We start from the raw sequence: 23,809 nt of genomic DNA, 5'->3' as shown, positions 1-23,809 counted from the left end.
GCAGCACCCCGAGCATCTCCCGCAACTCGGTCAACGCCTGCCGCCCCATGTCCCCGACCAGAGCAGCGTTGCGGACCGCCTTCTCCGGATCCTTCCGCGCCACCGCCTGCAACGCCGCCGCGTGCACCACCATCAGACTCACCCGGTGCGCGACCACGTCATGCATCTCCCGCGCGATCCGCGTCCGCTCCTCGTTACGGGCCCACTGCGCCCGCTCCTCAGCCCGCTCCGCCAACAGCTGAAGCTCCCGCTCCAGGCTGTCCGCCCGCTCCCGCAGGCTCTCCATCAGCCGCCGCCGCGCCCCCACGTACAGCCCCAGCAGCACGGGCGGCGCCGTCAACCCCAGCGCCGTCGTGATCGACGCGAACGGAATGAACCAGTCACCCAGCGCGAAATCCCCCCGCGCCATGTCCTGCCGCACCCGCACCAGCATCACGATCAGCATCCCCACGAGGGACATCCCCGCCAGCGACGCGATGATCCGGCGCGGCAGCTCGGACGCGGCCAGCGTGTAGAGCCCCGCGATGCCCATCAGATAGCCCATCTGGGCCGGAGTGATCGCGATCGACACCAGTACGACCGCGATGGGCCACTTGCGCCGGAGCAGCAGCGCCGAACCGGCCAGCAGCCCGAAACCCACCCCCGCGGCCGTCGGGATCCCCGCGTCCCGACCGAACCGCACACCTTCCAACGCACACTCCGCCGCGGACGCCGCCGCCAGCGCCACGTCCAGCCCGGCACTACGCCACCGCGCCCACCACCACGGCCCCGTACGGGCCGCGGAGTGGTCTTCCCCCGTCGTGGTCATGCCTCCAGCCTACGGGCGGCGGGCCGGGCTTTTCCGGCTAGTTTCCGCGACCGGCCTACACCACACCACGTAGTCGAATAGCTACAAATGTCTCAGCTGTCACCCGAATTGCCCAACCACCGACCAGCTGCCCCCGGAACCACACAGTCCACCCAGACGCCGCGCCGGGCTCGACCGGGCCGAGGAGGCCGGGGGCCGAGGACACCGGCGAGGCCTGTCACGGCCGCCCGATCGTCCACGTCACCGGAAGCGCCTGGTTGTACCGTCGCATGGAGGGTGCCTGGTACGGCATAGTGTTGGGTGCCAACACGGTGACCTGACCAGGTGTCCGGTTCAACCGATATGTTCCCCTGTGGTGTAATTGGCAGCACTGTGGCTTTTGGTGCCATCTGTCCGGGTTCGAGTCCTGGCGGGGGAGCCATACCAGAGAAGGGCCCTGACAGCACTGTCGGGGCCCACTCCCATGTCCCCCATGAAACGCCCCGGTATCCTGCGGTTGTCCCCACCTCTCCACAGCCGAAGGACAACTCCGTGAGCGCCATCCGCCCGGCCGCCGTCGTAGTACTCGCAGCGGGTGAGGGCACCCGTATGAAATCGGCCACACCCAAGGTCCTGCACGACATCTGCGGTCGCAGCCTGGTGGGCCATGTCCTTGCCGCCGCCCGCGAGTTGGACCCCGAGAACCTCGTCGTCGTGGTCGGCCACGCCCGCGAGAAGGTCACCGCGCACCTCACCGAGATCGACCCCCAGGTCCGTACGGCCGTCCAGGAGCGGCAGAACGGCACCGGGCACGCCGTCCGGATGGCGCTGGAGGAGCTGGGCGGCCCGGTGGACGGGACGGTCGTGGTGGTGTGCGGCGACACTCCGCTGCTGTCCGGGGAGACCCTGGGGCGGCTGGCCGAGACGCATGCCGCGGACGGCAACGCGGTGACCGTGCTGACGGCCGAGGTGCCGGACGCGACGGGGTACGGGCGGATCGTGCGGGACGGCGCCTCGGGTGCCGTGACCGCGATCGTGGAGCACAAGGACGCCAGCGACTCGCAGCGGGCGATCCGGGAGATCAACTCGGGCGTGTTCGCGTTCGACGGCCAGCTGCTCGCGGACGCGCTGGGCAAGGTGCGCACGGACAACAGCCAGGGCGAGGAGTACCTGACGGACGTCCTGGGGATCCTGCGCGAGGCCGGTCACCGGGTGGGCGCCTCGGTGGCGGTGGACCACCGGGAGATCGCGGGGATCAACAACCGGGTTCAGCTCTCCGAGGCGCGGCGGATCCTGAACGACCGGCTGCTGACCGCGGCGATGCTGGCCGGCGTCACGGTGGTCGACCCGGCGACGACGTGGGTGGACGTGACGGTGACGTTCGAGCAGGACGCGGTCGTGCATCCCGGTACGCAGCTGCACGGTGCGACGCACATCGGCGAGGGCGCGGAGGTCGGTCCCAACTGCCGGCTGCGGAACACCACGGTGGGTGCGGGGGCCCGGGTGGACAACACGGTGTCCGACGGAGCGGTGGTCGGTCCGCAGGCGAGCGTGGGGCCGTACGCGTACCTGCGTCCCGGTACGCGGCTGGGACTGAAGTCGAAGGTCGGTACGTACGTGGAGACGAAGAACGCGTCGATCGGCGAGGGGACGAAGGTGCCGCACCTGTCCTACGTCGGGGACGCGACGATCGGTGAGTATTCCAACATCGGTGCGGCGAGCGTGTTCGTGAACTACGACGGCCAGGACAAGCACCACACGACGGTGGGCGCGCATTGCCGTACGGGTTCGGACAACATGTTTGTGGCGCCTGTCACCGTCGGGGACGGTGCCTACACGGCTGCCGGGTCCGTGATCACGAAGGATGTGCCGCCCGGTTCGCTGGCCGTGGCCCGTGGCCAGCAGCGGAATATCGAGGGCTGGGTGGCCCGTAAGCGTCCGGGGAGCGCGGCGGCGAAGGCGGCCGAGGCGGCTTCCCGGGAGCCGGGCACCGAGGGCTGACCGGAAACGGGCGCGCTCCGGACGGCGTACCGTGATAAGTGCACACCCGCACCCCACCAGCTGAGACGGCCGTTCGTAGCCAGCTGCGCAGGCCTCTCGACACCCAGCTGAGACACCTCTGAGGAGACAGTGCTGTGACCGGGATCAAGACGACCGGCGAGAAGAAGATGATGTTCTTCTCCGGCCGCGCCCACCCCGAGCTTGCCGAGGAGGTCGCCCAGCAGCTGGGTGTCGGGGTCGTCCCGACGAAGGCCTTCGACTTCGCGAACGGCGAGATCTATGTGCGTTATCAGGAGTCGGCGCGTGGCGCGGACTGCTTCCTGATCCAGAGCCACACGGCTCCGATCAACAAGTGGATCATGGAGCAGCTGATCATGATCGACGCGCTGAAGCGCGCGTCGGCCCGCTCCATCACGGTGATCGTGCCGTTCTACGGTTACGCGCGGCAGGACAAGAAGCACCGTGGTCGTGAACCGATCTCGGCGCGTCTGGTCGCGGACCTGATGAAGACGGCGGGTGCGGACCGCATCCTCACCGTCGATCTGCACACGGACCAGATCCAGGGCTTCTTCGACGGTCCCGTCGACCACCTGTTCGCCCTGCCGCTGCTGGCGGACTACGTGGGCCAGAAGGTGGACCGTGACAAGCTCACGGTGGTCTCTCCGGACGCCGGCCGGGTGCGGGTGGCGGACCGCTGGTGCGACCGTCTGGGCGCGCCGCTGGCGATCGTGCACAAGCGGCGTGACAAGGACGTGGCGAACCAGGTGACCGTCCACGAGGTGGTGGGCGAGGTCAAGGGCCGGGTGTGCGTGCTGGTCGACGACATGATCGACACGGGTGGCACGATCTGCGCCGCGGCGGACGCGCTGTTCGCGCACGGCGCGGAGGACGTCATCGTGACGGCGACGCACGGTGTGCTGTCGGGTCCGGCGGCGGACCGGCTGAAGAACTCCAAGGTCAGCGAGTTCGTGTTCACGAACACGCTGCCGACGCCGGGCGAGCTGGAGGTGGACAAGATCACGGTGCTGTCCATCGCGCCGACGATCGCGAACGCGGTGCGTGAGGTGTTCGAGGACGGTTCGGTGACGAGCCTCTTCGACGAGCAGTAGGAGTCCGGCCGGGAATCCGGCGCCGGAAGATCCTTTTGGGTACGGCCTTCCTCTCCGAGTAGACTGTCGAAGTTGCTCGGCGAGGGAGGCCGTTCTCCGTTTTTCACGGGGGATGCGGCTGTCCGTTATCGACGCGCTCTTCGTAGCAGGCCGTTCGTGGCCGGGTGACCACGTCCGTGCTTTCCGACACTACGAGGAGTGTTCATGTCCGAGGTCAAGATCTCCGCCGAGACCCGTACCGAGTTCGGCAAGGGTGCCGCCCGTCGTATCCGCCGTGACAACAAGGTCCCCGGCGTCCTGTACGGCCACGGTTCGGACCCGATCCACCTGACGCTGCCGGGTCACGACCTGCTGCTGGCGCTGCGTACGTCGAACGTCCTGATCTCCCTGGACATCGACGGCAAGACCAACGAGCTGGCGATCCCGAAGGCCGTCCAGCGTGAGGCGGTCAAGGGCTACCTGGAGCACGTCGACCTTCAGCTCGTCAAGCGTGGCGAGAAGGTCACGGTCGAGATCCCCGTGCACGCCGAGGGCGAGCTGGCGGCGGGTGGCAACCTGCTGGAGCACGTGCTGAACGCGCTTCCGGTCGAGGCCGAGGCCACGCACATCCCCGAGGCCGTCACGGTGTCGGTGGAGGGCCTGGAGGCCGGTGCCTCGGTGCTCGCCAAGGACATCACCCTGCCGTCCGGTGTGACGCTGACCGTCGACGGCGACACCGTCGTGCTCCAGGTGCTGGCCGCGCAGGCGGAGGAGGCGCCCGAGGGTGCCGAGGGTGAGGGCGAAGAGGCCGCCGAGGCCTGATCCCCGCCGTCTTAGTTGTCTCGTCAGCCGCTGCTCCCCTCAGGTTCGAATGGGGGCGGCGGCTGGCGCGTATCCGAGGAGACATGCACGTGACGACCGACGCCAATGCCCCCTGGCTGATCGTGGGGCTGGGCAATCCCGGGCCGGAGTACGCGATGAACCGGCACAACGTGGGGTTCATGGTGGCCGATCTGCTGGCCGAGCGGATCGGGGGGAAGTTCAAGCGGGCGGGCAAGGCTCAGGCGCAGGTCGTCGAGGGGCGGATCGGTCCGCCGGGGCCGGCGAACCGTCGGGTGATCCTGGCGAAGCCGATGTCGTTCATGAATCTGTCGGGTGGTCCGGTGAACGCGCTGCGGGACTTCTACAAGGTCCCGCTCGCTCATGTGGTGACGGTCCATGACGAGCTGGACATCGACTACGGGGTGCTGCGGCTGAAGCTGGGGGGCGGCGACAACGGGCACAACGGTCTGAAGTCGATGACGAAGGCGATGGGCGCGGACTATCACCGGGTGCGGTTCGGGATCGGGCGGCCGCCGGGGCGGATGCAGGTCGCGGACTTCGTGCTGAAGGACTTCGCGTCGGCGGAGCGCAAGGAGCTGGACTACTTCGTGGACCGGGCGGCGGACGCGGTGGAGTGCCTGGTGATCGAGGGGCTGGAGCGGGCGCAGGGGACGTACAACTCCTGAGTCGTGGGCCGGTGACCGGGGACGGACGACCGGCTGACATTGACTTTCCGCCAGGTGATGGCCAAGGATCTCCGCCATGCCTGCCACTTCCCGTGCCGCGACAGGTCGTCAGGGTGCCCGAACCGCCATGCGGTTCGGGCAGCTGGCGGCGATGGGGACGGTCGCCGTGCTGATCCTGATCGCGGGGGTGTGGGCGTCCTGGGGGACGGCCCAGCACGTGATGCTGACGAAGGGCCGGGAGAGCGGCACGGTCCGGGTGACCGGCTGCGGCTCGGACACCTGCACGGGGCCGTACACGCCGCTGTCGGCCGGTTCGCGGGCCCGGGCGTCGGTCGTGATCGCGAAGTCGGTCGCGGTGCGCAAGGGGCAGACGTACGCGGTCGTGGTGAAGCCGGGCAGTGACGAGGTGGTCCGCTCGGGTCCGGCCGGGGTGCTGTACGCGTGGGTTCCGCTGGGCGGGGCGCTGCTGCTGGCCTCGGTGGTGGTCGCGGGCGGGCTGCGGCGCACACGGGTGGCGTGGGCGCTGGCGGGCGTGGGGGCGCTGCTGCTGACGACGGCGTTCGTCGCGGTGCAGTAGTTCATACGGAGATACGAGTGCCCCCGGCCCATGTGGGCCCGGGGGCACTCGTGTGTGGGGTGCGGGGTGGGTCAGCCGGTGTTGCGCAGGCCGGCCGCCACGCCGTTGACGGTCAGCAGCAGGGCCCGGGACAGCAGCGGGTCGGGCTCCTCGCCGGCCGCGGCGGCGTCGCGCTGCCGCTTGAGCAGGGTGACCTGGAGGTAGGAGATCGGGTCGAGGTAGGCGTCGCGGATGGTGAAGGTCTGCTTCAGGACGGGGGTCGCGTCGAGCAGTTCCGGCTCGCCCGTGATGCGCAGCACCTCGCGGACGGTGAGTTCGTGCTCGGCCTTGATGGTGTCGAAGACGTGCTTGAGCTCGTCCGGGACGAGGGTGTCGACGTAGTGCCGGGCGATGCGCAGGTCGGTCTTGGCGAGGGTCATCTCCACGTTGGAGATGAAGTTGCGGAAGAAGTGCCACTGGTCGTGCATCTCGTCGAGCACGGTGTCGAGGCCGGCTTCGCGCAGTGCCTTGAGGCCGGAGCCCACGCCGAACCAGCCGGGCACGATCTGCCGGGACTGGGTCCAGCCGAAGACCCACGGGATGGCACGCAGTCCGTCGAGCGAGACGCCCGAGCCGGGGCGGCGGGAGGGCCGCGAGCCCAGGTGCAGGTCGGCGAGCTGGTCGACCGGCGTGGAGGCGAGGAAGTACGTCGGCAGGTCGGGGTCCTCGACGAGCCGGCGGTAGGCGGCGTGGGCGGCGTCGGAGACGACGTCCATCGCGGCGTCCCAGCGGGCGAGGGCCTCGTCGGACTGGCGGGGCGCGGTGTGCAGGGCGGACGCCTGGAGCGTGGCGGCGACCGTCAGTTCCAGGTTCTCGCGGGCCAGGGAGGGGATGAGGTACTTGTCGGAGATGACCTCGCCCTGCTCGGTCACCTTGATCTCGCCCTCCAGGGTGCCCCAGGGCTGGGCGAGGATCGCGTCGTGCGAGGGGCCGCCGCCGCGGCCGACGGTGCCGCCGCGGCCGTGGAAGAGGCGCAGACGGACGCCGTAGCGGTGGGCGACGTCGCGCAGTCGGCGCTGGGCGCGGTGGATCTCCCACTGGCTGGTGGTGATGCCGCCGAACTTGGAGGAGTCGGAGTAGCCGAGCATGACCTCCTGGACGTCTCCGCGCAGCGCGACCAGGCGCCGGTAGGAGGGGTCGGAGAGCATGTCCTCAAGGATGGTGTCGGCGGCCTTGAGCTCGTCGGTGGTCTCCAGCAGCGGGACGATGCCGATGTGGGCCCAGCCGCCGTGCAGGTCGATCAGGCCGGCCTCGCGGGCCAGGACGGCGGCGGCGAAGACGTCGTCGGCGCCCTGGCACATGGAGATGATGTACGACTCGATGACCTCGGGTCCGAAGACCTCCAGGGCGCGCTTGACGGTCTGGAAGACGCCGAGGGTCTTGGCTCCGGCGGCGTCCACGGGCGCGGGGGTGGGGCCCAGGGGGCGCCGGGAGCGCAGTTCCTTGGCGAGCAGCCTGGTGCGGTACTCGCGGGGCATGTCGGCGTAGCGCCAGGACTCCTCGCCGAGCCGGTCGAAGAGCTGGCCGAGGGCGTGGTGGTGGGCGTCGGCGTGTTCGCGGACGTCCATGGTGGCGAGCTGGAGGCCGAAGGCGGCCAGGGTCCTGATGGTGCGGTCCATGCGGCCGTCGGCGAAGAGGCCGCCGCGGTGTTCCCGCAGGGAGGTCTGGATCAGCGTCAGGTCGTGCAGCAGCTGGGCGGTACCGAGGTAGTCGTGGCCGGGGTCGTGGGGGGTGCCGGTGGCCAGGCGCTGCTTGGTGTTCTCCAGCTTCTGCCGGATGCAGGTGGCCTTGAGCCGGTAGGGCTCCTCGGCGTTGAGGCGCTTGTAGCGGGGGCTGATCTCGGGCAGCCGGTCGAGGTCGGTCCTCAGGGAGTCGAGGAGTTCCTCGGTGGCGCCGGTGTAGCGGATGGAGTTCGACAGGAAGCCACGCAGCTCGTCGATCATCTCCAGGGCGTCGTTGATGCCGTGCTCGTGCTGGAGGATCAGGACGTCCCAGGTGACCTGGGGGGTGACGTTGGGGTTGCCGTCGCGGTCGCCGCCGATCCAGGTGCCGAAGGTGAGGGGGCGGGTGTCGTCGGGGAGCCTGACGCCGACGCGCTCCAGTTCCGCGGTGAGGTCCTCCAGGACGTCGCCGACGGCGCCTGCGTGCAGCTCGTCGAGGTAGTAGATGGCGTTGCGGGCCTCGTCGGCGGGTTCGGGGCGTACGACGCGCAGTTCGTCGGTCTGCCAGACGAGGTCGATGTTCTCGGCCAGGCGGGTGTCGTAGCGGCGGCGGTCGGCCTCGATGACGGGACTCTCCAGGAGCGCGGCGATGCGCCGGAGCTTGTTGAGTACCGACCGGCGTGCGGCTTCGGTGGGGTGTGCCGTGAACACCGGGCGAACGTTGAGGTGCTTGACGGTCTCGCGCAGGTGGTCGGGGTCGGCGTCCTTGAGCCGGTCGGCCGTTCGGGCGAGGAGGCCGCCCTCGGCGGCGCGGCGGGCGCGCAGTTCGCGGCCGCGGTGCACCTGTTCGGTGACGTTGGCGAGGTGGAAGTAGGTGGAGAAGGCGCGGACCAGCTTGGCCGCGGTGTCCAGTTCGATGCCCCGCAGCAGTTCGGCGGCGGCCTCGCCGTCCTCGCGGGTGAGTCGGCGGACCTTCTCGACCAGTTCGAGGAGCTCGGGGCCTTCCTGCCGGACGAGGGTCTCGCCGAGGAGGTCACCGAGGCGGCGGATGTCGGCGCGCAGTTCACTGCCGGTCGTCGTGGTCTGGTCGTCGGCACTGCTCACAGGTGCGGCTCCTTGCAGTGTTGAAGCTCGTCTGGGAGGGGAACCCGGAAACACGCCTCTCGCGCGGCGGCTGCCGCATACGGGTCGGGCATCCGGGAATGAATCAGAGCGGACCGCGCTGTCCGACCGACTCCAAGGATAGGTGTCCATGCGGACGCGCAGGCTGTCGGGCTCTTGCCGCCGGGCGGCGCGCTGCCATACTTACGACGCCGTAGGTTACGGAACCGTAGGAAAGGCCGCTCGGTTCCCTCGCCCCGTACGCCGCCCCCCTCTTCTCCCTCGACCCCACAGGGGACGCCCATGACCACCCAGCCCGACGTGATCAATGACGCCCCGAAGGCGCCCGGCGACAAGCCGATGCCCTCGGCCACGCTGGGCGGTGAGCGGAAGGGTTCGATCGAGCAGATCACCCTGCTGGTGTTCATCGCCGTGCCGTTCCTCGCGTTGCTCGCCGCGGTTCCGCTGGTGTGGGGCTGGGGGGTGAGCTGGCTGGACATCGCCCTGCTGGTGTTCTTCTACTATCTCGGCTGCCACGGCATCACGATCGGTTTCCACCGTCACTTCACGCACGGTTCCTTCAAGGCGAAGCGGCCGCTGAAGATCGCTCTGGCGATCGCGGGGTCGATGGCGGTGGAGGGTCCGCTGGTCCGCTGGGTCGCGGATCACCGCAAGCACCACAGGTTCTCGGACGCCGAGGGGGACCCGCACTCGCCGTGGCGGTACGGGGAGACGGTTCCGGCGCTGATCAAGGGCCTGTGGTGGGCGCACATCGGCTGGATGTTCGACGAGGAGCAGACCCCGCAGGAGAAGTACGCGCCGGATCTGATCCAGGACCGGACGCTGCGGACGATCTCCCGGCAGTTCATCTGGTGGACGCTGTTGTCGCTGGCGCTGCCTGCGGTGATCGGCGGGCTGGTGACCATGTCCTGGTGGGGCGCGTTCACCGGTTTCTTCTGGGGTTCCCTGGTGCGGGTGGCGCTGCTGCACCACGTGACGTGGTCGATCAACTCGATCTGTCACGCGGTCGGCAAGCGGCCGTTCCGGTCTCGGGACCGCTCGGGCAACGTGTGGTGGCTGGCGGTGCTGTCGTGCGGTGAGTCCTGGCACAACCTGCACCACGCCGACCCGACCTCGGCGCGGCACGGCGTGGAGCGCGGACAGGTGGACTCCTCCGCGCGGCTGATCCGCTGGTTCGAACTGCTGGGGTGGGCGTCGGACGTGCGCTGGCCGTCACGCTCGCGTATCGATTCGCGCCGGAAGACGGGGGAGGACGGTTCCCGGCAGGAGAGGACGACCGCCGGCGCGGCATGATTGATGCCGTGGCGACCGATCCCAGCAGCACCTCCAGCAATGAGAAGCCCCGGCGTGCTCGTCGTACCCGTATGACCGGTGCCGAGCGCCGCCAGCAGTTGCTGGAGATCGGTCGCACGCTGTTCGCGGCGAAAGGTTTCGAGGGCACCTCCGTGGAGGAGATCGCCGCCAAGGCGGGAGTGTCCAAGCCGGTGGTGTACGAGCACTTCGGCGGCAAGGAGGGCCTGTACGCGGTCGTCGTGGACCGGGAGATGCGACGGCTGCTGGACATGGTGACCGGTTCGCTCACCGCGGGGCATCCCCGTGAGCTGTGCGAACAGGCGGCCTTCGCGCTGCTCGACTACATCGAGGAGTACACGGACGGTTTCCGCATCCTGGTCCGGGACTCCCCCATTCCGCAGTCGACGGGGTCCTTCGCCTCACTGATCTCGGACATCGCCACCCAGGTGGAGGACATCCTGGGCCGGGAGTTCAAGAACCGCGGGTTCGATCCGAAGCTGGCCCCGCTGTACGCCCAGGCGCTGGTCGGGATGGTCGCCCTGACCGGTCAGTGGTGGCTGGACGTGCGGCGTCCGCGCAAGGCGGAGGTGGCGGCGCATCTGGTGAACCTGGCGTGGCACGGCCTGGACGGGCTGGAGGCCAAGCCGCGGTTGATAGGGCATCGCAAGAGCTGAGCGACGCGGCGCGCCGCCGGGCCGGTACGCCGCCTCACCCGGTCGGCTCAAGGAATTCCAGCCGGTTGCCGACCGGGTCCTCGGAGTAGAAGCGCCGGTGGCCCGGCAGGTCGTCGTCCCAGATGACCTTCGCGCCGTGGGACGCCAGCCGGGCCGCGTACGCCTCGATGCCGATGACCCGCAGCCCGGGGTGGGCCTTGCGGGCGGGACGGAAGTCCGCCTCGGCACCGAAGTGCAGCCGTACGGTGCCGGCCTGGAACCAGCAGCCGCCCCGCGCGGCGAGCACGGGAGGCTTGGGGACCTCGGTCATGCCGAGGATGTCGACGTAGTACGGGCGCAGCAGGTCCTCGGCGCCGGGCGGCGCGGCGAGCTGGACGTGGTCGAGGGCGGTGAGCACGGCGTTCAGACCTCCTTGCGGGCGACCGCGAAGACGCGGCGGAACGGGAACAGGGTGCCGTGGGGTCCGGCCGGGTAGGCCTCGCGCAGGGCTCCTCGGTAGGCGGTGACGAACTCCTCGCGGGCCGCCGGGTCGTCGGCGAGGGCGGTCAGGACCGGCCGCAGTCCGGTGCCCTTCACCCAGTCGAGGACGGGGTCCTCGCCGGTGAGCAGCTGGACGTAGGTGGTCTCCCAGGCGTCGGCCGCACACCCCAGGTCGGCCAGGTGCTCGAAGTAGGTCTCGGGGGTGTGGACGGCGTCGTCGTGGCGCAGGGTGTCCGCGAGGCGGTCGCGCCAGCGGGCCGAGCCGGCCAGGTCGCGCATCAGCCGGTGGCTGGGGGCGTCGAAGTTGCCGGGCACCTGGAAGGCGAGGGTGCCGCCCGGCGCGAGGGCGGCGATCCAGTCGCCGAACCGGTCCAGGTGCCCGGGCACCCACTGGAGCGTGGCGTTGCTGATGATCAGGTCGTACGTCCCCGGGGGCGTCCAGGTGCGTACGTCGGCGGGGGCGAAGTCGAGGCGGCCGCCGCCCGGGGTGGGGCCCGCGTGGTCCGCCCGGGCCCGGTCGAGCATCTCGGGCGAGTTGTCGTAGCCGGTGATGTGCGCGGTGGGCCAGCGCTCGGCGAGCAGCGCCGTGACGTTGCCGGGCCCGCAGCCGAGGTCGGCGATGCGGGGCGGGTCGCCGGGCAGGTCCGGTACGCGGGCGAGGAGGTCGGCGAAGGGACGGGCACGGTGGTCTGCGTGCCGCAGGTACTGGGCGGGGTCCCAGGCGGGGGTGGTGGTGGGCATGGCGGCCTCCTCGGACGAACACCGGGTGCGCGGTCGATCTCCAGCCTGCCTCCAGAGATATCTTGACGTCAAGAGACTTCACGTCGACACAACCACTACACTGATCGTCATGGAGGACGAGGTCGATCGGCTGGTCGCAGCGTGGCGCCGGGAGCGCCCGGACCTCGACGTGGAGCCGCTGGAGGTACTCAGCCGGGTGAGCAGGCTGGCCCGGCATCTCGATCGCGCGCGCCGGCTCGCCTTCTCCGAGCACAGTCTGGAGCCCTGGGAGTTCGACGTGCTGACCGCGCTGCGCCGCGCGGGGGCCCCGTATCAGCTCTCGCCGGGGCAGTTGCTCACCCAGACCCTGGTCACCTCGGGCACGATGACCAACCGCATCGACCGGCTGACGAAGAAGGGCCTGGTGGAGCGGCTGCCGGACCCCAGCGACCGGCGCGGTGTGCTGGTGCGGCTGACGGAGGAGGGCCAGGACCGCGCGGACCAGGCCCTGGCCGGGCTCCTCGACCAGGAGCGGGCGATCCTCTCCGAGCTGTCCCGCGCCCAGCGCGGTGAACTGGCCGCGCTGCTGCGCCGGCTGACCGCGCCGTTCGACAACATCCCGGGCTGATCGCCCCGTTCGACACCATCCCCCCGGGCGGTCCGGGGGGCCGGTCAGGCGGTGTGGGTCTCCTGCGGTCTGATCCGTCCGGCGGGCTCCAGGTCGACCGGTCCGACGCCGGCCCGGCGCGCGAGCGCGACGGCGGCGAGGGTGGAGTGCACCCCGAGTTTCCCGAGGACGTTCTGCATATGGGTGCGCACGGTGTGCGGGGAGAGGAACAGCCGCTCGGCGACGGCCTTGCGGCCCAGGCCCGCGACCATGCAGCGCAGCACCTCCCGCTCGCGCGGGGTGAGCGACTCCACCAGCCGTTCGCTCTCGGTGCGGTGCTTGCGGGCGGCGGTCAACTCCCGCAGGACACCGGTGAGCAGGGCGGGCGGCAGATGCGTCTCGTCCCGCAGCACCCCCCGGATCACGGTCAGCAGCCGCGACAGCGAGCAGTCCTTGGCGACCCAGCCGGAGGCCCCGGCCTGGAGGGCGAGCGCGGCCCGCCGCGGGTCGTCCTTCTCGGCGAGGACGACCGTACGCACATGGGGCTGTCCGGAGCGGACTCCGGCGACGAGGGATATCCCGTCGACCAGCCCGTCCTCGCCCACCTCCTGCACGGGCACCGCCGACCGCACGCCCGGCGCGCTGCCGCCCAGGTCGGCGTCCACGAGCAGCACGTCGTACCTGCGCCCCTCGGCGGCCGCGCGCTCCAGGCTGCGCAGTGCCGCCGGGCCGCTGCCGGCCGCGGAGACGTCGACGTCCGGCTCCGCCGCCAGTGCCGCGGCGAGCGACTCGGCGAAGATCCGGTGATCGTCGACGACCAGGACTCGGATACGAACCACGAAACCCCCTTCCCCAGGCTCCCGAAGAGCAGGGGCCAACCCCACCACCGTCTGCAAGGACGCGGACCGGCGCGGGCACGACGCCCGGCATCGGCGCGGCCGCACAGCCGCCGCCGTGCAGGAACTGCTACCCCCGATGCGGGCGTCGTACCCGACTTGGTCTCGCCCCCTGATCAGCACCGGCCCCCACCGGTGCTGTTCATCAGAGTACGGCTGGGGGCCCACAGCGGAAGCTCATTTGCAGAACTGATAGGCCGGGGCGTTTATGGTGTGCCGCATGTTTCGTATTGAGGCAGAAGTCGACAAAGTGCGGCGTGATCTCCTCCGTACGCGTCTGCGTGACACGAACACGGCGAACTCGCCGGTGCTGCGTGCCCTGCGCGGCACGCCCGGCGAACGTGAACTCCCGCTGCACGTCTGGGCGTCGGACGAGGCGGGCGAGCTGGCCGGCGGCCTGGTCGGGCACACCTGGACGACCTGGCTGCACGTCACCTATCTGTGGGTCGACGGGCGCCACCGGGGCGCGGGGCTGGGTACCCGGCTGCTGGCGCGGGCGGAGCGCATCGCACATGAGAAGCGGGGCTGCCGGGGGGCCCGGGTGGAGACCTGGGACTTCCAGGCGCCCGGCTTCTACCGCGGGCACGGCTACGAAGTGGTGTGCGTGATCCCCGACTACCCGCCGGGGATCACGGAGTACACCCTGACGAAGCGCCTCGGCCGAGCCGACGACTGATCACCCGTGGGACGCCGACGGCCGGGCCCGGGGGATCGCCTCCCCCGGGCCCGGCCGTGCGGACCGGCGGTCTCAGGCCAGTCGGGTGGCGCCCGGCGAAGGGACCGCCTCGAAGACCCGTGGTGCGGTGAAGCCTGCCGTGGCGAAGGCGTCCTCGACCGCCTTCGTGATCGCCACCACGTCCGCCTCCTCGGCCAGCACGATCGCCGAGCCGCCGAAGCCGCCGCCGGTCATCCGGGCGCCCAGCGCGCCCGCGGCCAGCGCCGTGTCGACGACCAGGTCCAGCTCGGGGCAGGAGACCCGGAAGTCGTCGCGCAGCGAGGCGTGGCCCTCGGTGAGGACCGGGCCGATGGCGCGGGTGTCGCCGGCCTTCAGCAGGTCCACGACCCGCTCCACCCGCGCGTCCTCGGTGACGACATGGCGCACCAGGCGGCGCACCTCCTCCTCGTCGCCGAGCCGCTCCAGCGCCGTGTCCAGTTCCGCGTGGTCGACGTCGCGCAGGGCGTGGACGCCGAGCAGGTCGGCGCCCTGCTCGCAGCCGGCCCGGCGCTTGCCGTACTCGCCGCCGCTGTGGGCGTGCTTGACCTGGGTGTCCACGACCAGCAGCCGCATGCCCTCGGCGGCCAGGTCGAAGGGGATCTGCCGCTGGGACAGGTCGCGGGTGTCCAGGAACAGCGCGTGGCCCGCCTCGCAGCAGGCCGACGCGGTCTGGTCCATGATGCCGGTGGGGGCGCCGACGTAGACGTTCTCGGCGCGCTGGCACAGGCGGGCCAGCTGCCAGCGCTTGAGGCCGAGTTCGTACAGGTCGTTCAGGGCCAGCGCGACGACGACCTCCAGGGCCGCCGACGAGGACAGGCCCGCGCCCGAGGGGACCGTGGACGACAGGTGGACGTCGGCGCCGGTGACCGGGTGGCCGGCCTCGCGCAGCGCCCAGACCACCCCGGCCGGGTACGCCGTCCAGTTCTTGTCGCTCTCGGGTGCGAGGTCGTCCAGGGAGAGTTCGACGATGCCGCCCTCGACGTCCGCCGAGTGCAGCCGCAGTCGGCCGTCGGTGCGCCGCGACACCGCCGCGACGGCGGTGTGCGGCAGCGCGAACGGCATGACGAAGCCGTCGTTGTAGTCGGTGTGCTCGCCGATGAGGTTGACCCGGCCCGGTGCGGACCAGACGCCCTCGGGCTCGGCTCCGTACAGCGCGGCGAATCCCTGTCGGACCTGGACCTGTGCTGCCCCCACTAGTGCTCCCTCGCGGTGCTTGCGTTGTGCTGCGTGAACTCCCAGGCGTCCGCGACGATTCCGGCGAGGTCGGCCCGGGAGGGGTTCCAGCCCAGTTTCTCGCGGGCGGTGGCGGCGGAGGCGACCAGGACCGCGGGGTCGCCGGCCCGGCGCGGGCCGACGACCTCGGGGATCGGGTGGCCGGTGACCTGGCGGACGGTCTCGATGACCTCGCGGACCGAGAAGCCGTTGCCGTTGCCGAGGTTGCAGATCAGGTGCTCGCCGGGCCGCGCGGCGGCGACGGCGAGCAGATGGGCCTCGGCGAGGTCGGCGACGTGGATGTAGTCGCGGACGCAGGTGCCGTCCGGGGTGGGGTAGTCGTCGCCGAAGACGGAGATGGCGTCGCGGCGGCCCTGGGCGACCTGGAGGACGAGGGGGATCAGGTGGGACTCGGGGTCGTGGCGCTCGCCCTGCGCGCCGTAGGCGCCGGCCACGTTGAAGTAGCGCAGGGAGACCGCGCCGAGGCCATGGGCGGCCGCCTCGCCGGTGATCATGTGGTCGACGGCGAGCTTCGAGGCGCCGTAGGGGGAGGTGGGGGCGGTCGGGTCGGTCTCGGTGATCGGGGTGTTGACCGGCTCGCCGTAGGTGGCGGCGGTGGAGGAGAACACCAGCTTGCGCACGCCCGCGTCGCGCATCGCGCCGAGCAGCGCCATGGTGCCGCCGACGTTGTTGTCCCAGTACTTCTCCGGCTTCACCACCGACTCGCCGACCTGGGAGAAGGCGGCGAAGTGCAGGACCGCGTCGTAGGAGGAGTCCAGCCACTTGGCGGCGTCGCGGATGTCGCCCTCGATGAACGTGGCGCCGGCCGGGACGCCCTCGCGGAAGCCGGTCGAGAGATTGTCGAGGACGGTGACCTCGTGGCCGGCCTCCAGCAGGTGCTGGGCGACCACGCTGCCGACATATCCCGCGCCACCCGTGACCAGGTACTTACCGCTCATGAACTCGCTACCTCTCGCAGTCGCTCGGCCGCGCGCTCCGGCGGCACGTCGTTGATGAACACGTTCATGCCGGACTCGGAACCCGCGAGAAACTTCAGCTTGCCGGAAGTGCGGCGGATGGTGAAAAGCTCGAGGTGGAGCGCGAAATCGTCGCGGCTGACCCCGTCGAACTCCTCCAGCGCGCCGAACGGCGCCTGGTGCCAGGCGGCGATGTAGGGCGTGGGAGGTTCACCTTCGCCGAAGATCCGGTCGAAGCGCCTCAAGACTTCCAGATAGACCTGGGGAAACTCTGTGCGTGCCGGCTCGCCGAGGGCGAGCAGATCGGGGACGCGGCGCTTGGGATACAGGTGGACCTCGTAGGGCCAGTGCGCGGCGTACGGCACGAAGGCCACCCAGTGTTCACCCTCAAGGACGACGCGCCCGCCGGCGAGTTCCCGCTCCAGCACGGCGTCGAAGAGGTTCTCCCCGCCGGACGCCTCCTTGTGTGCCGCCAGTCGGCGCAGCATCAGGGCGGTGCGCGGGGTGACGAAGGGGTACGCGTAGATCTGCCCGTGCGGGTGACCGAGGGTCACCCCGATCTCGGCTCCGCGGTTCTCGAAGCAGAACACCTGTTCCACGGAGGGCAGATGCGACAGCTCGGACGTCCGGTCGGTCCACGCGTCCAGCACCAGGCGTGCCTGTTCCTCGTCGAGGTCGGCGAAGGACGACTGGTGGTCGGAGGTGAAGCAGACGACCTCGCAGCGGCCGGAGTCGCCCGCCAGGGAGGGGAAGCGGTTCTCGAAGACGACCACGTCGTAGGTCGAGTCCGGGATCTCGCTGAGCCGGTCGCCCCGGGAGGGGCACAGCGGGCACTCGTCGGCCGGAGGGTGGTAGGTGCGGCCCTGGCGGTGCGAGGCGACGGCGACGGAGTCGCCGAGCAGGGGGTCCGCGCGCACCTCCGAGGTGGTGACCGTGGGCTCCAGCGGGCGGCGGTCCACCGCGTCGCGCACGGCGTCGTCCCGCAGGTCGTAGTAGATCAGCTCACGACCGTCGGCCAGTCGGGTCGAGGTCTTCTTCACCGCGGCACTCCATCCGTACACCTAGCGAAGCTTCAAACAGAACCAAACACATCGAACCATAAGACCCCACGAAGGTCACCCTCACAACCAAACAAAGAACACCAGGCAAGGTGAGTTCTTCATGCAAACCCCCACAAACCTGGCAGCGGGACTGCGGCTGCCCGTCAACGCGCTCGACTACGCGCTCATGGCGATCTACTTCGCCGTCGTCCTGGGCATCGGATTCGCGGCCCGCCGCTCGGTGCGCACCAGTCTCGACTTCTTCCTCTCCGGAAGATCGCTGCCCGCCTGGATCACCGGCCTGGCCTTCGTCTCGGCCAACCTCGCGGCCACCGAGATCCTGGGCATGGCCGCCAACAGCGCCCAGTACGGGGCGTACACCGTGCACTGGTACTGGATCGGCGCCATCCCGGCCATGGTGTTCCTGGGCCTGGTGATGATGCCGTTCTACTACGGCTCCAAGGTCCGCTCGGTCCCCGAGTTCCTGCTGCTGCGCTTCGACCGATGGGCCCATCTGCTCAGCTCGGCGCTGTTCGCCTTCGCCGCCGTCCTGATCGCCGGGGTCAACCTCTACGCCCTCGCGATCGTCGTCGAGGCGCTGCTCGGCTGGCCGCAGTGGCTGGCCGTCGTGGTGGCCGGCTTCTTCGTCCTCGCGTACATCACCCTCGGCGGCCTGTCCTCGGCGATCTACAACGAGGTCCTCCAGTTCTTCGTGATCCTGGCGGCCCTGATCCCGCTGACGGTGCTCGGCCTGAAGAAGGCGGGCGGCTGGGGCGGCCTGACGGACTCCCTGACGGCCGGCCACGGCCACCACTTCGTGACCGCCTGGGGCGGCACGGGCATCGGCAGCGCGAACCCGCTGGGCGCGAACTGGCTGACGATCGTGCTGGGACTGGGCTTCGTGCTGTCCTTCGGGTACTGGACGACGAACTTCGCCGAGGTGCAGCGCGCGCTGTCCGCGAAGAACCTCTCCGCGGCCCGGCGCACCCCGCTGATCGCCGCGTACCCGAAGATCTTCATCGTCTTCCTGGTGATGATCCCGGGCCTGGTGGCGGCGGTCCTGGTGCCGGGGATCGGCACCTCGGACTCGGACCTCCAGTACAACGACGCCATCCCGTACCTGATGCAGGAGCTGCTGCCCAACGGTGTGCTCGGCGTCGCGGTGACCGGTCTGCTCGCGGCGTTCATGGCCGGCATGGCGGCCAACGTCTCGTCCTTCAACACGGTGTTCACCAACGACATCTGGGCGCGGTACGTGGTCAGGGGCCGCGAGGACGCGTACTACGTGCGCTTCGGACGGCTGATCACCGTGATCGGCGTGCTCGTGTCGATCGGCACGGCATTCCTGGCCGCGTCCTTCTCCAACATCATGGCCTACCTCCAGACGCTGTTCTCCTTCTTCAACGTGCCGATGTTCGTGGTCTTCGTCGTCGGCATGTTCTGGAAGCGGGCGTCGGTGAGGTCCGGGTTCTGGGGCCTGCTGGCGGGCACCACGGCGGCGATGGTCAACTACTTCGTCGTCTACAAGCAGGGCATCGTCGCCATCCCCACCGACCAGGGCGCCAACTTCGTCTCGGCCATCGCCGGGTTCGCCGCGGGCGCGGTGGTCATGGTCGCGGTCTCCCTGTTCACCGCGCCGAAGCCGGCCGAGGAGCTGCGAGGCCTGGTCTACGGGACCGTCTCCCCCGGCATGGCCGAGCCGCCTGCGCCCGGTGACGACGCCTGGTACCGCAGGCCGGCCCTGCTGGGCTGGGGCGCCCTCGTCCTGGCCGCCGCCTGCTACATCCCGTTCTCGTTCTGACCGCGGGAGGACCGAGGAACCATGTCCGAACACCACCCCCGCCCCGAGCGGCACGGCTACTCCGAGCAGGACGTCCAGCGCGAGGTCACCGAACTGGAGGGCAGGTCCGCCACCGCCGCGCGGATCTTCGACCTGCGCCGGATCATCGGCGGACTGTTCGTCGTCTACGGCGTCATCGTGACGATCGCCGGGATCTCCCCGTCCGACGCCTCCCTGCACAAGTCCGAGGGCGTCAACATCAACCTGTGGACCGGCCTCGGCATGCTGCTGCTGGGCGTGTTCTTCCTGGTCTGGCTGAAACTCCGCCCGGCGGCCCCGCCGCGGGCACCCGAGCGGGAACAGCCGCCCGAGTAGACCTCCCGCGCACAGGTTGCATAATCATGCGGATCGTTGAATACTCTTCCCATGTCCAAGGTTCTCACCTCCCTGCCCACCGGCGAGCGCGTCGGCATCGCTTTCTCGGGCGGCCTCGACACCTCCGTCGCGGTCGCATGGATGCGCGACAAGGGTGCCGTCCCGTGCACCTACACCGCCGACATCGGCCAGTACGACGAGCCCGACATCGCCTCGGTGCCCGGCCGCGCGAAGACCTACGGCGCCGAGATCGCGCGCCTGGTCGACTGCCGGGCGGCGCTGGTCGAGGAGGGCCTGGCCGCGCTCGCCTGCGGCGCGTTCCACATCCGCTCGGGCGGCCGCGCCTACTTCAACACCACCCCGCTCGGCCGCGCCGTCACCGGCACGCTGCTGGTGCGGGCGATGCTGGAGGACGACGTCCAGATCTGGGGCGACGGCTCGACGTTCAAGGGCAACGACATCGAGCGGTTCTACCGCTACGGCCTGCTCGCCAACCCGCACCTGCGCATCTACAAGCCGTGGCTCGACGCCGACTTCGTCTCCGAGCTGGGCGGCCGCAAGGAGATGTCGGAGTGGCTGGTGGCCCACGGGCTGCCGTACCGCGACAGCACCGAGAAGGCGTACTCGACCGACGCCAACATCTGGGGCGCCACCCACGAGGCCAAGACGCTGGAGCACCTCGACACCGGCGTGGAGACGGTCGAGCCGATCATGGGCGTCCGGTTCTGGGACCCCTCGGTCGACATCGCCGCGGAGGACGTGACGGTCGGCTTCGACCAGGGCCGCCCGGTGAGCATCAACGGCAAGGAGTTCGCCTCCCCGGTCGACCTGGTGATGGAGGCGAACGCCATCGGCGGCCGCCACGGCCTGGGCATGTCGGACCAGATCGAGAACCGGATCATCGAGGCGAAGAGCCGCGGCATCTACGAGGCGCCGGGCATGGCGCTGCTGCACGCCGCCTACGAGCGTCTCGTCAACGCGATCCACAACGAGGACACCCTCGCCACCTACCACAACGAGGGCCGGCGCCTGGGCCGGCTGATGTACGAGGGCCGCTGGCTGGACCCGCAGGCGCTGATGGTGCGCGAGTCGATCCAGCGCTGGGTCGGCTCGGCGGTCACCGGCGAGGTCACCCTGCGGCTGCGCCGCGGCGAGGACTACTCGCTGCTCGACACCACCGGCCCCGCGTTCAGCTACCACCCGGACAAGCTGTCGATGGAGCGCACCGAGGACTCGGCGTTCGGCCCGGTGGACCGGATCGGCCAGCTCACCATGCGCAACCTCGACATCGCCGACTCCCGCGCCCGGCTGGAGCAGTACGCCGGTCTCGGCATCGTCGGCACGACCCACCCCGAGCTGATCGGCGTCGCCCCGGCGGCGGCGAGCGGTCTGATCGAGGCCATGCCGGAGGGCGGCGCCGAGGCGATCGCCTCCCGCGGCGAGACGTCCGGCGACGACCAACTGCTGGACCGTGCCGCGATGGAGTTCGGCACCGACTGAGCGAACGCACCGACGGCGGGTGCGGCTGTCCGTGCAGGCGCGGCCGGTCCGGGGCGACCCCCGGACCGGCCGCGCCGTCTGCGTCCTACGACTCCGCGCCCAGGACGACGGCTGCACGGCCGGGGCCTACGACTCCGCGCCCGGGTCTACGGCTCCGCGCCCGTGCTCTGGGGCGGCAGCGGGCCGGCCCGGTCCAGCAGGCCGGTGCGGGCCGCCAGGGCCGCCGCCTCCAGCCGGGAGCCGACCCCCAGTTTCATCAGGACACGCTGGACATGGGTGCGGGCGGTGGACGGGGCGATGCCCATGCCGGCCGCGATCAGCCGGGTGTCCTCGCCGTCGGCGACCCGGACCAGGACCTCGATCTCCCGCGGGGTGAGCATCTGGAGCAGTCGCTGGCCCTCGTCGTCGGGCTGGGCGGCCGGGTTGAGCAGTTCGCTGAACGCCCCCTGGAGGAGCTGGGGAGCCACCGCCGCCTCGCCCGCCCGCGCCTTCATGATGGCCCGCTCCACGCCCTCGATGCGCTCGTCGTGCCGTACGTAGCCCGAGGCGCCCGCGGCGAAGGCCGCCGCGATGCCGCGCGGACTGGGTACCGGGCCGAGAACCAGGACCGCGACCTGCGGACGCTCCCGTTTGATCCGTATCACCGGGTCGAAGATGCCCGGTTCGGCCGGTGCCGCCGTGCCCAGCAGGCACACCTCGGGCGCGCGGGTGATCACCAGTTCCGCCGCACCGGCGGCCGGTGCCGCCGCGGCCAGTACCCGGTGACCCCGCAGCTTCAACGCCGAGGCCAGCGCCTCGGCGAGCAGTCGGTGGTCGTCGACCACCATCAGCCGCACTCCCACAGAGCAACCCCCCAGTCCCCCCAATGGGTCCCCCCTGGGGCTGCCCACTGGTCCGCATGGCCGAAGGGCCCCCCGGCTCCCCCGTCCTTCATGCCCCCGGAAGCTACACGCTTGTTCGACGTTGCGCTCCCCCTACTGGTGAGAAGTGCCCCGGATCGCCGAAATTCCTCACATTCGAGGGTGATGAGCGGTACGCGCACGGCCCCGCCCCTGAGCAGGGACGGGGCCGTGCGCTCGGGCCCGGGTGCGCCGGGTCAGCCGCCGGTGCCGAACGCGACCGCCAGGTCCTCCTTGCCGCCCACACCGGCCAGCGGCTTGTTGGCGAAGACCTGGGACATGTACAGCCGGCCCCCCGCGTAGAGGATCTCGGCGTACTCGGGGAGCATGCTCTGCTCCACGGTGTGCACCTGCGACGTCGCCGGGTTCTCCATCAGCGTCGTCTCCTTGAAGCTGCCTCCGTCGATGCTCACGACCTGGCCGCCCTTGTCGTAGGGCGGGCGCTTGTAGGCGAGCAGGGCGGTGCCGTCCATGCGCAGCGGGGTGATCGTGTAGCCGTCGCCGGAATCGGCGCGCTGGCCGGTCTGCTTGCCGGTGGCGAGGTCGAAGGCGACGATCTCGTTGGACCGGGTGCCCGACCCGCCGCCCTCGTGCTCCTCGGTCGGCACATAGATCCGGTCGGCGGCCACGACGACGCCCTTGCAGTACTCGATCCTGCTGATGCCCTCGCACTTCGCCGCGTACTGGTCGCCCGGCGCGGAGATGCGGGTGCGCAGCGCACCGGTCTTGTTGTCGATGGAGAAGAAGTCCGAGATGCCGCTGCCGTCGCCCGCGCTGTCGCCGACGTCGGCGGCGACGACCAGCGGGTCCGTCGAGACGACGCTGGCGTACTCGATGCCCTTGGTCATCTTGTACTCCGAGATCACCTTCCCGCTGGCCGGGTCGATGGTCTGGATGCTGAGCTGGTGGTTGTCGTAGTCGCCGCACTTGCGGACCGCGACCAGCTTCGCGCCGCCGCCGTAGCCCGCGTCGTAGCAGGTGTCGCCGACCTTCGGGGACCACAGCAGCTTGCCCGAGTCGATGTCGAAGGCGGCGCCGCCCTCGGTGGCGCCCAGGGCGGCCGTGTGGGCGCTGACGGTGACGTTGTCGAAGGTGATCGGCTGGTCACCGGAGTTGACGGTCTTCGTCCACAGCTTCCTGCCCGCGTCGAGGTCGATCGCGGCGACCTGGCTGCACCCGTGCGAGGGGTCGGTCTTGGTCGGCATCGCGGGTTCGTAGAGGATCGCCGTGCGGTTGTCCTCGGTGGTGTGGCGGGCGGCCTCGCACACCGGGCCGGGCAGCTTGATCGTCCACAGCCGGGTGCCCTTGGCGGGGTCGTAGCCGACGACCTCGGCGGCGCCGGTCTTGACGTACGTCTTGTCGGTGAGCCAGGAGCCCTGGGTGCTCATGGTGGCGGCGACCGTCGGCATGGGGACCTGGAAGAGCACCTTGGACGCGGTGTCGGCGGGCGCCTTCTCCGTGCCGCCGGAGCCGCCCCCGGTGGTGTCCTTGCCGTCCTTGCCCCCGGTGCCGCCGCTGGAACTGCCGGTGTCGTGCTTGCCGTCGCCGCCCTTGCCGGACGAGGAGTACCAGATGCCGCCGACGACGATCAGGGCGATCGCGATGACGGCCGCGACGATGATGAGCAGCTGGGCATTGGGCTTGCGGCCGCCGCCGACCGGTCCGCCGGGCTGCTGCCCGTAGCCGTACGGGCCCGGCTGAGGGGCGCCCGGGTAGCCGTAGCCGGGCTGCGGGACGGTCGGCGGCTGCGGGTAGCCGTAGCCGGGCTGCGGCGGGGGTGCCTGCGGGTAGCCGTAGCCGGGCTGGGGCGGCTGGGGAGCCTGCGGGTAGCCGTAGCCGGGCTGGGGCGGCTGGGGAG

At 70.6% G+C, this 23,809-nt stretch carries 22 protein-coding genes and 1 tRNA gene; 13 read left to right on the top strand and 10 right to left on the bottom strand.

Features of this window, described 5'->3' with window-relative positions; all coding sequences use genetic code 11:
- The coding region (locus FNH09_RS29505) for a sensor histidine kinase (protein WP_202919775.1) at positions 1-808 on the bottom strand (808 nt) is incomplete at its 3' end.
- 346 nt (positions 809-1,154) lie between these two features.
- On the opposite strand from FNH09_RS29505, the gene FNH09_RS29500 reads away from it, so the two are divergent.
- The 6 genes from FNH09_RS29500 to FNH09_RS29475 all read left to right on the top strand — a co-directional run bounded on the left by FNH09_RS29500 (position 1,155) and on the right by FNH09_RS29475 (position 5,961).
- Positions 1,155-1,229: transfer RNA gene (locus tag FNH09_RS29500), tRNA-Gln, on the top strand.
- Between the two features lie 110 nt (positions 1,230-1,339).
- Positions 1,340-2,788 carry a bifunctional UDP-N-acetylglucosamine diphosphorylase/glucosamine-1-phosphate N-acetyltransferase GlmU gene (gene glmU / locus FNH09_RS29495; RefSeq protein ID WP_162469283.1) on the top strand — a complete coding sequence of 483 codons (1,449 nt, stop codon included), beginning with the start codon at positions 1,340-1,342 and terminating at the stop codon, positions 2,786-2,788.
- A gap of 134 nt (positions 2,789-2,922) precedes the next feature.
- The gene (locus FNH09_RS29490; protein WP_162469282.1) at positions 2,923-3,897 is read left to right on the top strand and encodes a ribose-phosphate diphosphokinase; all 975 of its coding nucleotides are present in this window, start codon (positions 2,923-2,925) and stop codon (positions 3,895-3,897) included.
- 204 nt (positions 3,898-4,101) lie between these two features.
- Positions 4,102-4,698, top strand: a complete 597-nt coding sequence (locus tag FNH09_RS29485; RefSeq protein WP_152892960.1) for a 50S ribosomal protein L25/general stress protein Ctc — start codon at positions 4,102-4,104, stop codon at positions 4,696-4,698.
- An 83-nt stretch (positions 4,699-4,781) separates the two neighbouring features.
- Positions 4,782-5,384, top strand: coding sequence for an aminoacyl-tRNA hydrolase (gene pth / locus FNH09_RS29480; protein ID WP_152892959.1), 603 nt, complete (start codon positions 4,782-4,784; stop codon positions 5,382-5,384).
- Between the two features lie 76 nt (positions 5,385-5,460).
- Positions 5,461-5,961 (top strand): hypothetical protein, encoded by a 501-nt coding sequence (locus tag FNH09_RS29475; protein WP_152892958.1) that lies wholly within the window; start codon positions 5,461-5,463, stop codon positions 5,959-5,961.
- A 71-nt stretch (positions 5,962-6,032) separates the two neighbouring features.
- Here FNH09_RS29475 and ppc read toward each other — a convergent pair whose 3' ends face one another.
- Positions 6,033-8,765 (bottom strand): phosphoenolpyruvate carboxylase, encoded by a 2,733-nt coding sequence (gene ppc / locus FNH09_RS29470; protein ID WP_162469281.1) that lies wholly within the window; start codon positions 8,763-8,765, stop codon positions 6,033-6,035.
- Positions 8,766-9,065: 300 nt separating this feature from the next.
- Between ppc and FNH09_RS29465 the strand changes: the two genes are divergently transcribed.
- Positions 9,066-10,076 (top strand): acyl-CoA desaturase, encoded by a 1,011-nt coding sequence (locus tag FNH09_RS29465; protein WP_152892957.1) that lies wholly within the window; start codon positions 9,066-9,068, stop codon positions 10,074-10,076.
- Positions 10,073-10,750 carry a TetR/AcrR family transcriptional regulator gene (locus FNH09_RS29460; RefSeq protein ID WP_152892956.1) on the top strand — a complete coding sequence of 226 codons (678 nt, stop codon included), beginning with the start codon at positions 10,073-10,075 and terminating at the stop codon, positions 10,748-10,750. The genes FNH09_RS29465 and FNH09_RS29460 overlap by 4 nt, the downstream gene beginning before the upstream one ends.
- 34 nt (positions 10,751-10,784) lie before the next feature.
- Here FNH09_RS29460 and FNH09_RS29455 read toward each other — a convergent pair whose 3' ends face one another.
- Both FNH09_RS29455 and FNH09_RS29450 read right to left on the bottom strand, forming a co-directional pair.
- Positions 10,785-11,147: a VOC family protein gene (locus tag FNH09_RS29455; RefSeq protein WP_162469280.1), complete on the bottom strand. Its 363-nt coding sequence runs from the start codon at positions 11,145-11,147 to the stop codon at positions 10,785-10,787.
- Between the two features lie 5 nt (positions 11,148-11,152).
- Positions 11,153-11,971: a trans-aconitate 2-methyltransferase gene (locus FNH09_RS29450; protein WP_152892955.1), complete on the bottom strand. Its 819-nt coding sequence runs from the start codon at positions 11,969-11,971 to the stop codon at positions 11,153-11,155.
- 109 nt (positions 11,972-12,080) lie between these two features.
- Here FNH09_RS29450 and FNH09_RS29445 point away from each other — a divergent pair, with 109 nt between their 5' ends.
- Positions 12,081-12,578, top strand: coding sequence for a MarR family winged helix-turn-helix transcriptional regulator (locus FNH09_RS29445; RefSeq protein ID WP_152892954.1), 498 nt, complete (start codon positions 12,081-12,083; stop codon positions 12,576-12,578).
- A 44-nt stretch (positions 12,579-12,622) separates the two neighbouring features.
- Here FNH09_RS29445 and FNH09_RS29440 read toward each other — a convergent pair whose 3' ends face one another.
- The gene (locus FNH09_RS29440; protein WP_162469279.1) at positions 12,623-13,396 is read right to left on the bottom strand and encodes a LuxR C-terminal-related transcriptional regulator; all 774 of its coding nucleotides are present in this window, start codon (positions 13,394-13,396) and stop codon (positions 12,623-12,625) included.
- 265 nt (positions 13,397-13,661) lie between these two features.
- On the opposite strand from FNH09_RS29440, the gene FNH09_RS29435 reads away from it, so the two are divergent.
- The gene (locus FNH09_RS29435) at positions 13,662-14,129 is read left to right on the top strand and encodes a GNAT family N-acetyltransferase (RefSeq protein WP_202919774.1); all 468 of its coding nucleotides are present in this window, start codon (positions 13,662-13,664) and stop codon (positions 14,127-14,129) included.
- A gap of 72 nt (positions 14,130-14,201) precedes the next feature.
- On the opposite strand, the gene galK is transcribed toward FNH09_RS29435, so the two are convergent.
- The 3 genes from galK to galT are packed head-to-tail and all read right to left on the bottom strand — an operon-like array spanning position 14,202 to position 17,397.
- Complete coding sequence (gene galK, locus FNH09_RS29430; RefSeq protein ID WP_162469278.1) at positions 14,202-15,362, bottom strand: galactokinase; 1,161 nt, start codon at positions 15,360-15,362, stop codon at positions 14,202-14,204.
- Entirely contained in the window at positions 15,362-16,339 is a 978-nt protein-coding gene (gene galE, locus FNH09_RS29425) for a UDP-glucose 4-epimerase GalE (protein ID WP_152892951.1), read from the bottom strand. Before galE ends, galK begins: the two co-directional genes overlap by 1 nt.
- Positions 16,336-17,397, bottom strand: coding sequence for a galactose-1-phosphate uridylyltransferase (gene galT, locus FNH09_RS29420; RefSeq protein ID WP_162469277.1), 1,062 nt, complete (start codon positions 17,395-17,397; stop codon positions 16,336-16,338). Before galT ends, galE begins: the two co-directional genes overlap by 4 nt.
- A 121-nt stretch (positions 17,398-17,518) precedes the next feature.
- On the opposite strand from galT, the gene FNH09_RS29415 reads away from it, so the two are divergent.
- From FNH09_RS29415 to argG, 3 genes are read left to right on the top strand one after another with little or no spacing between them, the layout of a single operon-like run.
- The gene (locus FNH09_RS29415; RefSeq protein ID WP_152892950.1) at positions 17,519-19,198 is read left to right on the top strand and encodes a sodium:solute symporter family protein; all 1,680 of its coding nucleotides are present in this window, start codon (positions 17,519-17,521) and stop codon (positions 19,196-19,198) included.
- Positions 19,199-19,219: 21 nt separating this feature from the next.
- Entirely contained in the window at positions 19,220-19,552 is a 333-nt protein-coding gene (locus tag FNH09_RS29410) for a hypothetical protein (RefSeq protein ID WP_152892949.1), read from the top strand.
- 51 nt (positions 19,553-19,603) lie between these two features.
- Positions 19,604-21,052 carry an argininosuccinate synthase gene (gene argG, locus FNH09_RS29405; protein ID WP_152892948.1) on the top strand — a complete coding sequence of 483 codons (1,449 nt, stop codon included), beginning with the start codon at positions 19,604-19,606 and terminating at the stop codon, positions 21,050-21,052.
- 146 nt (positions 21,053-21,198) lie between these two features.
- Here argG and FNH09_RS29400 read toward each other — a convergent pair whose 3' ends face one another.
- Both FNH09_RS29400 and FNH09_RS29395 read right to left on the bottom strand, forming a co-directional pair.
- Positions 21,199-21,894 carry a LuxR C-terminal-related transcriptional regulator gene (locus FNH09_RS29400; RefSeq protein WP_162469276.1) on the bottom strand — a complete coding sequence of 232 codons (696 nt, stop codon included), beginning with the start codon at positions 21,892-21,894 and terminating at the stop codon, positions 21,199-21,201.
- Positions 21,895-22,148: 254 nt separating this feature from the next.
- The coding region (locus FNH09_RS29395) for an outer membrane protein assembly factor BamB family protein (protein ID WP_238427175.1) at positions 22,149-23,809 on the bottom strand (1,661 nt) is incomplete at its 5' end.

The sequence above is a fragment of the Streptomyces adustus genome (assembly GCF_009377175.1).
GTDB classification, from domain to species: Bacteria; Actinomycetota; Actinomycetes; order Streptomycetales; family Streptomycetaceae; genus Streptomyces; species Streptomyces adustus.
The sequence above is the reverse complement of the archived record's forward strand: the minus strand, read 5'-3'. Positions and strand labels throughout refer to the sequence as shown.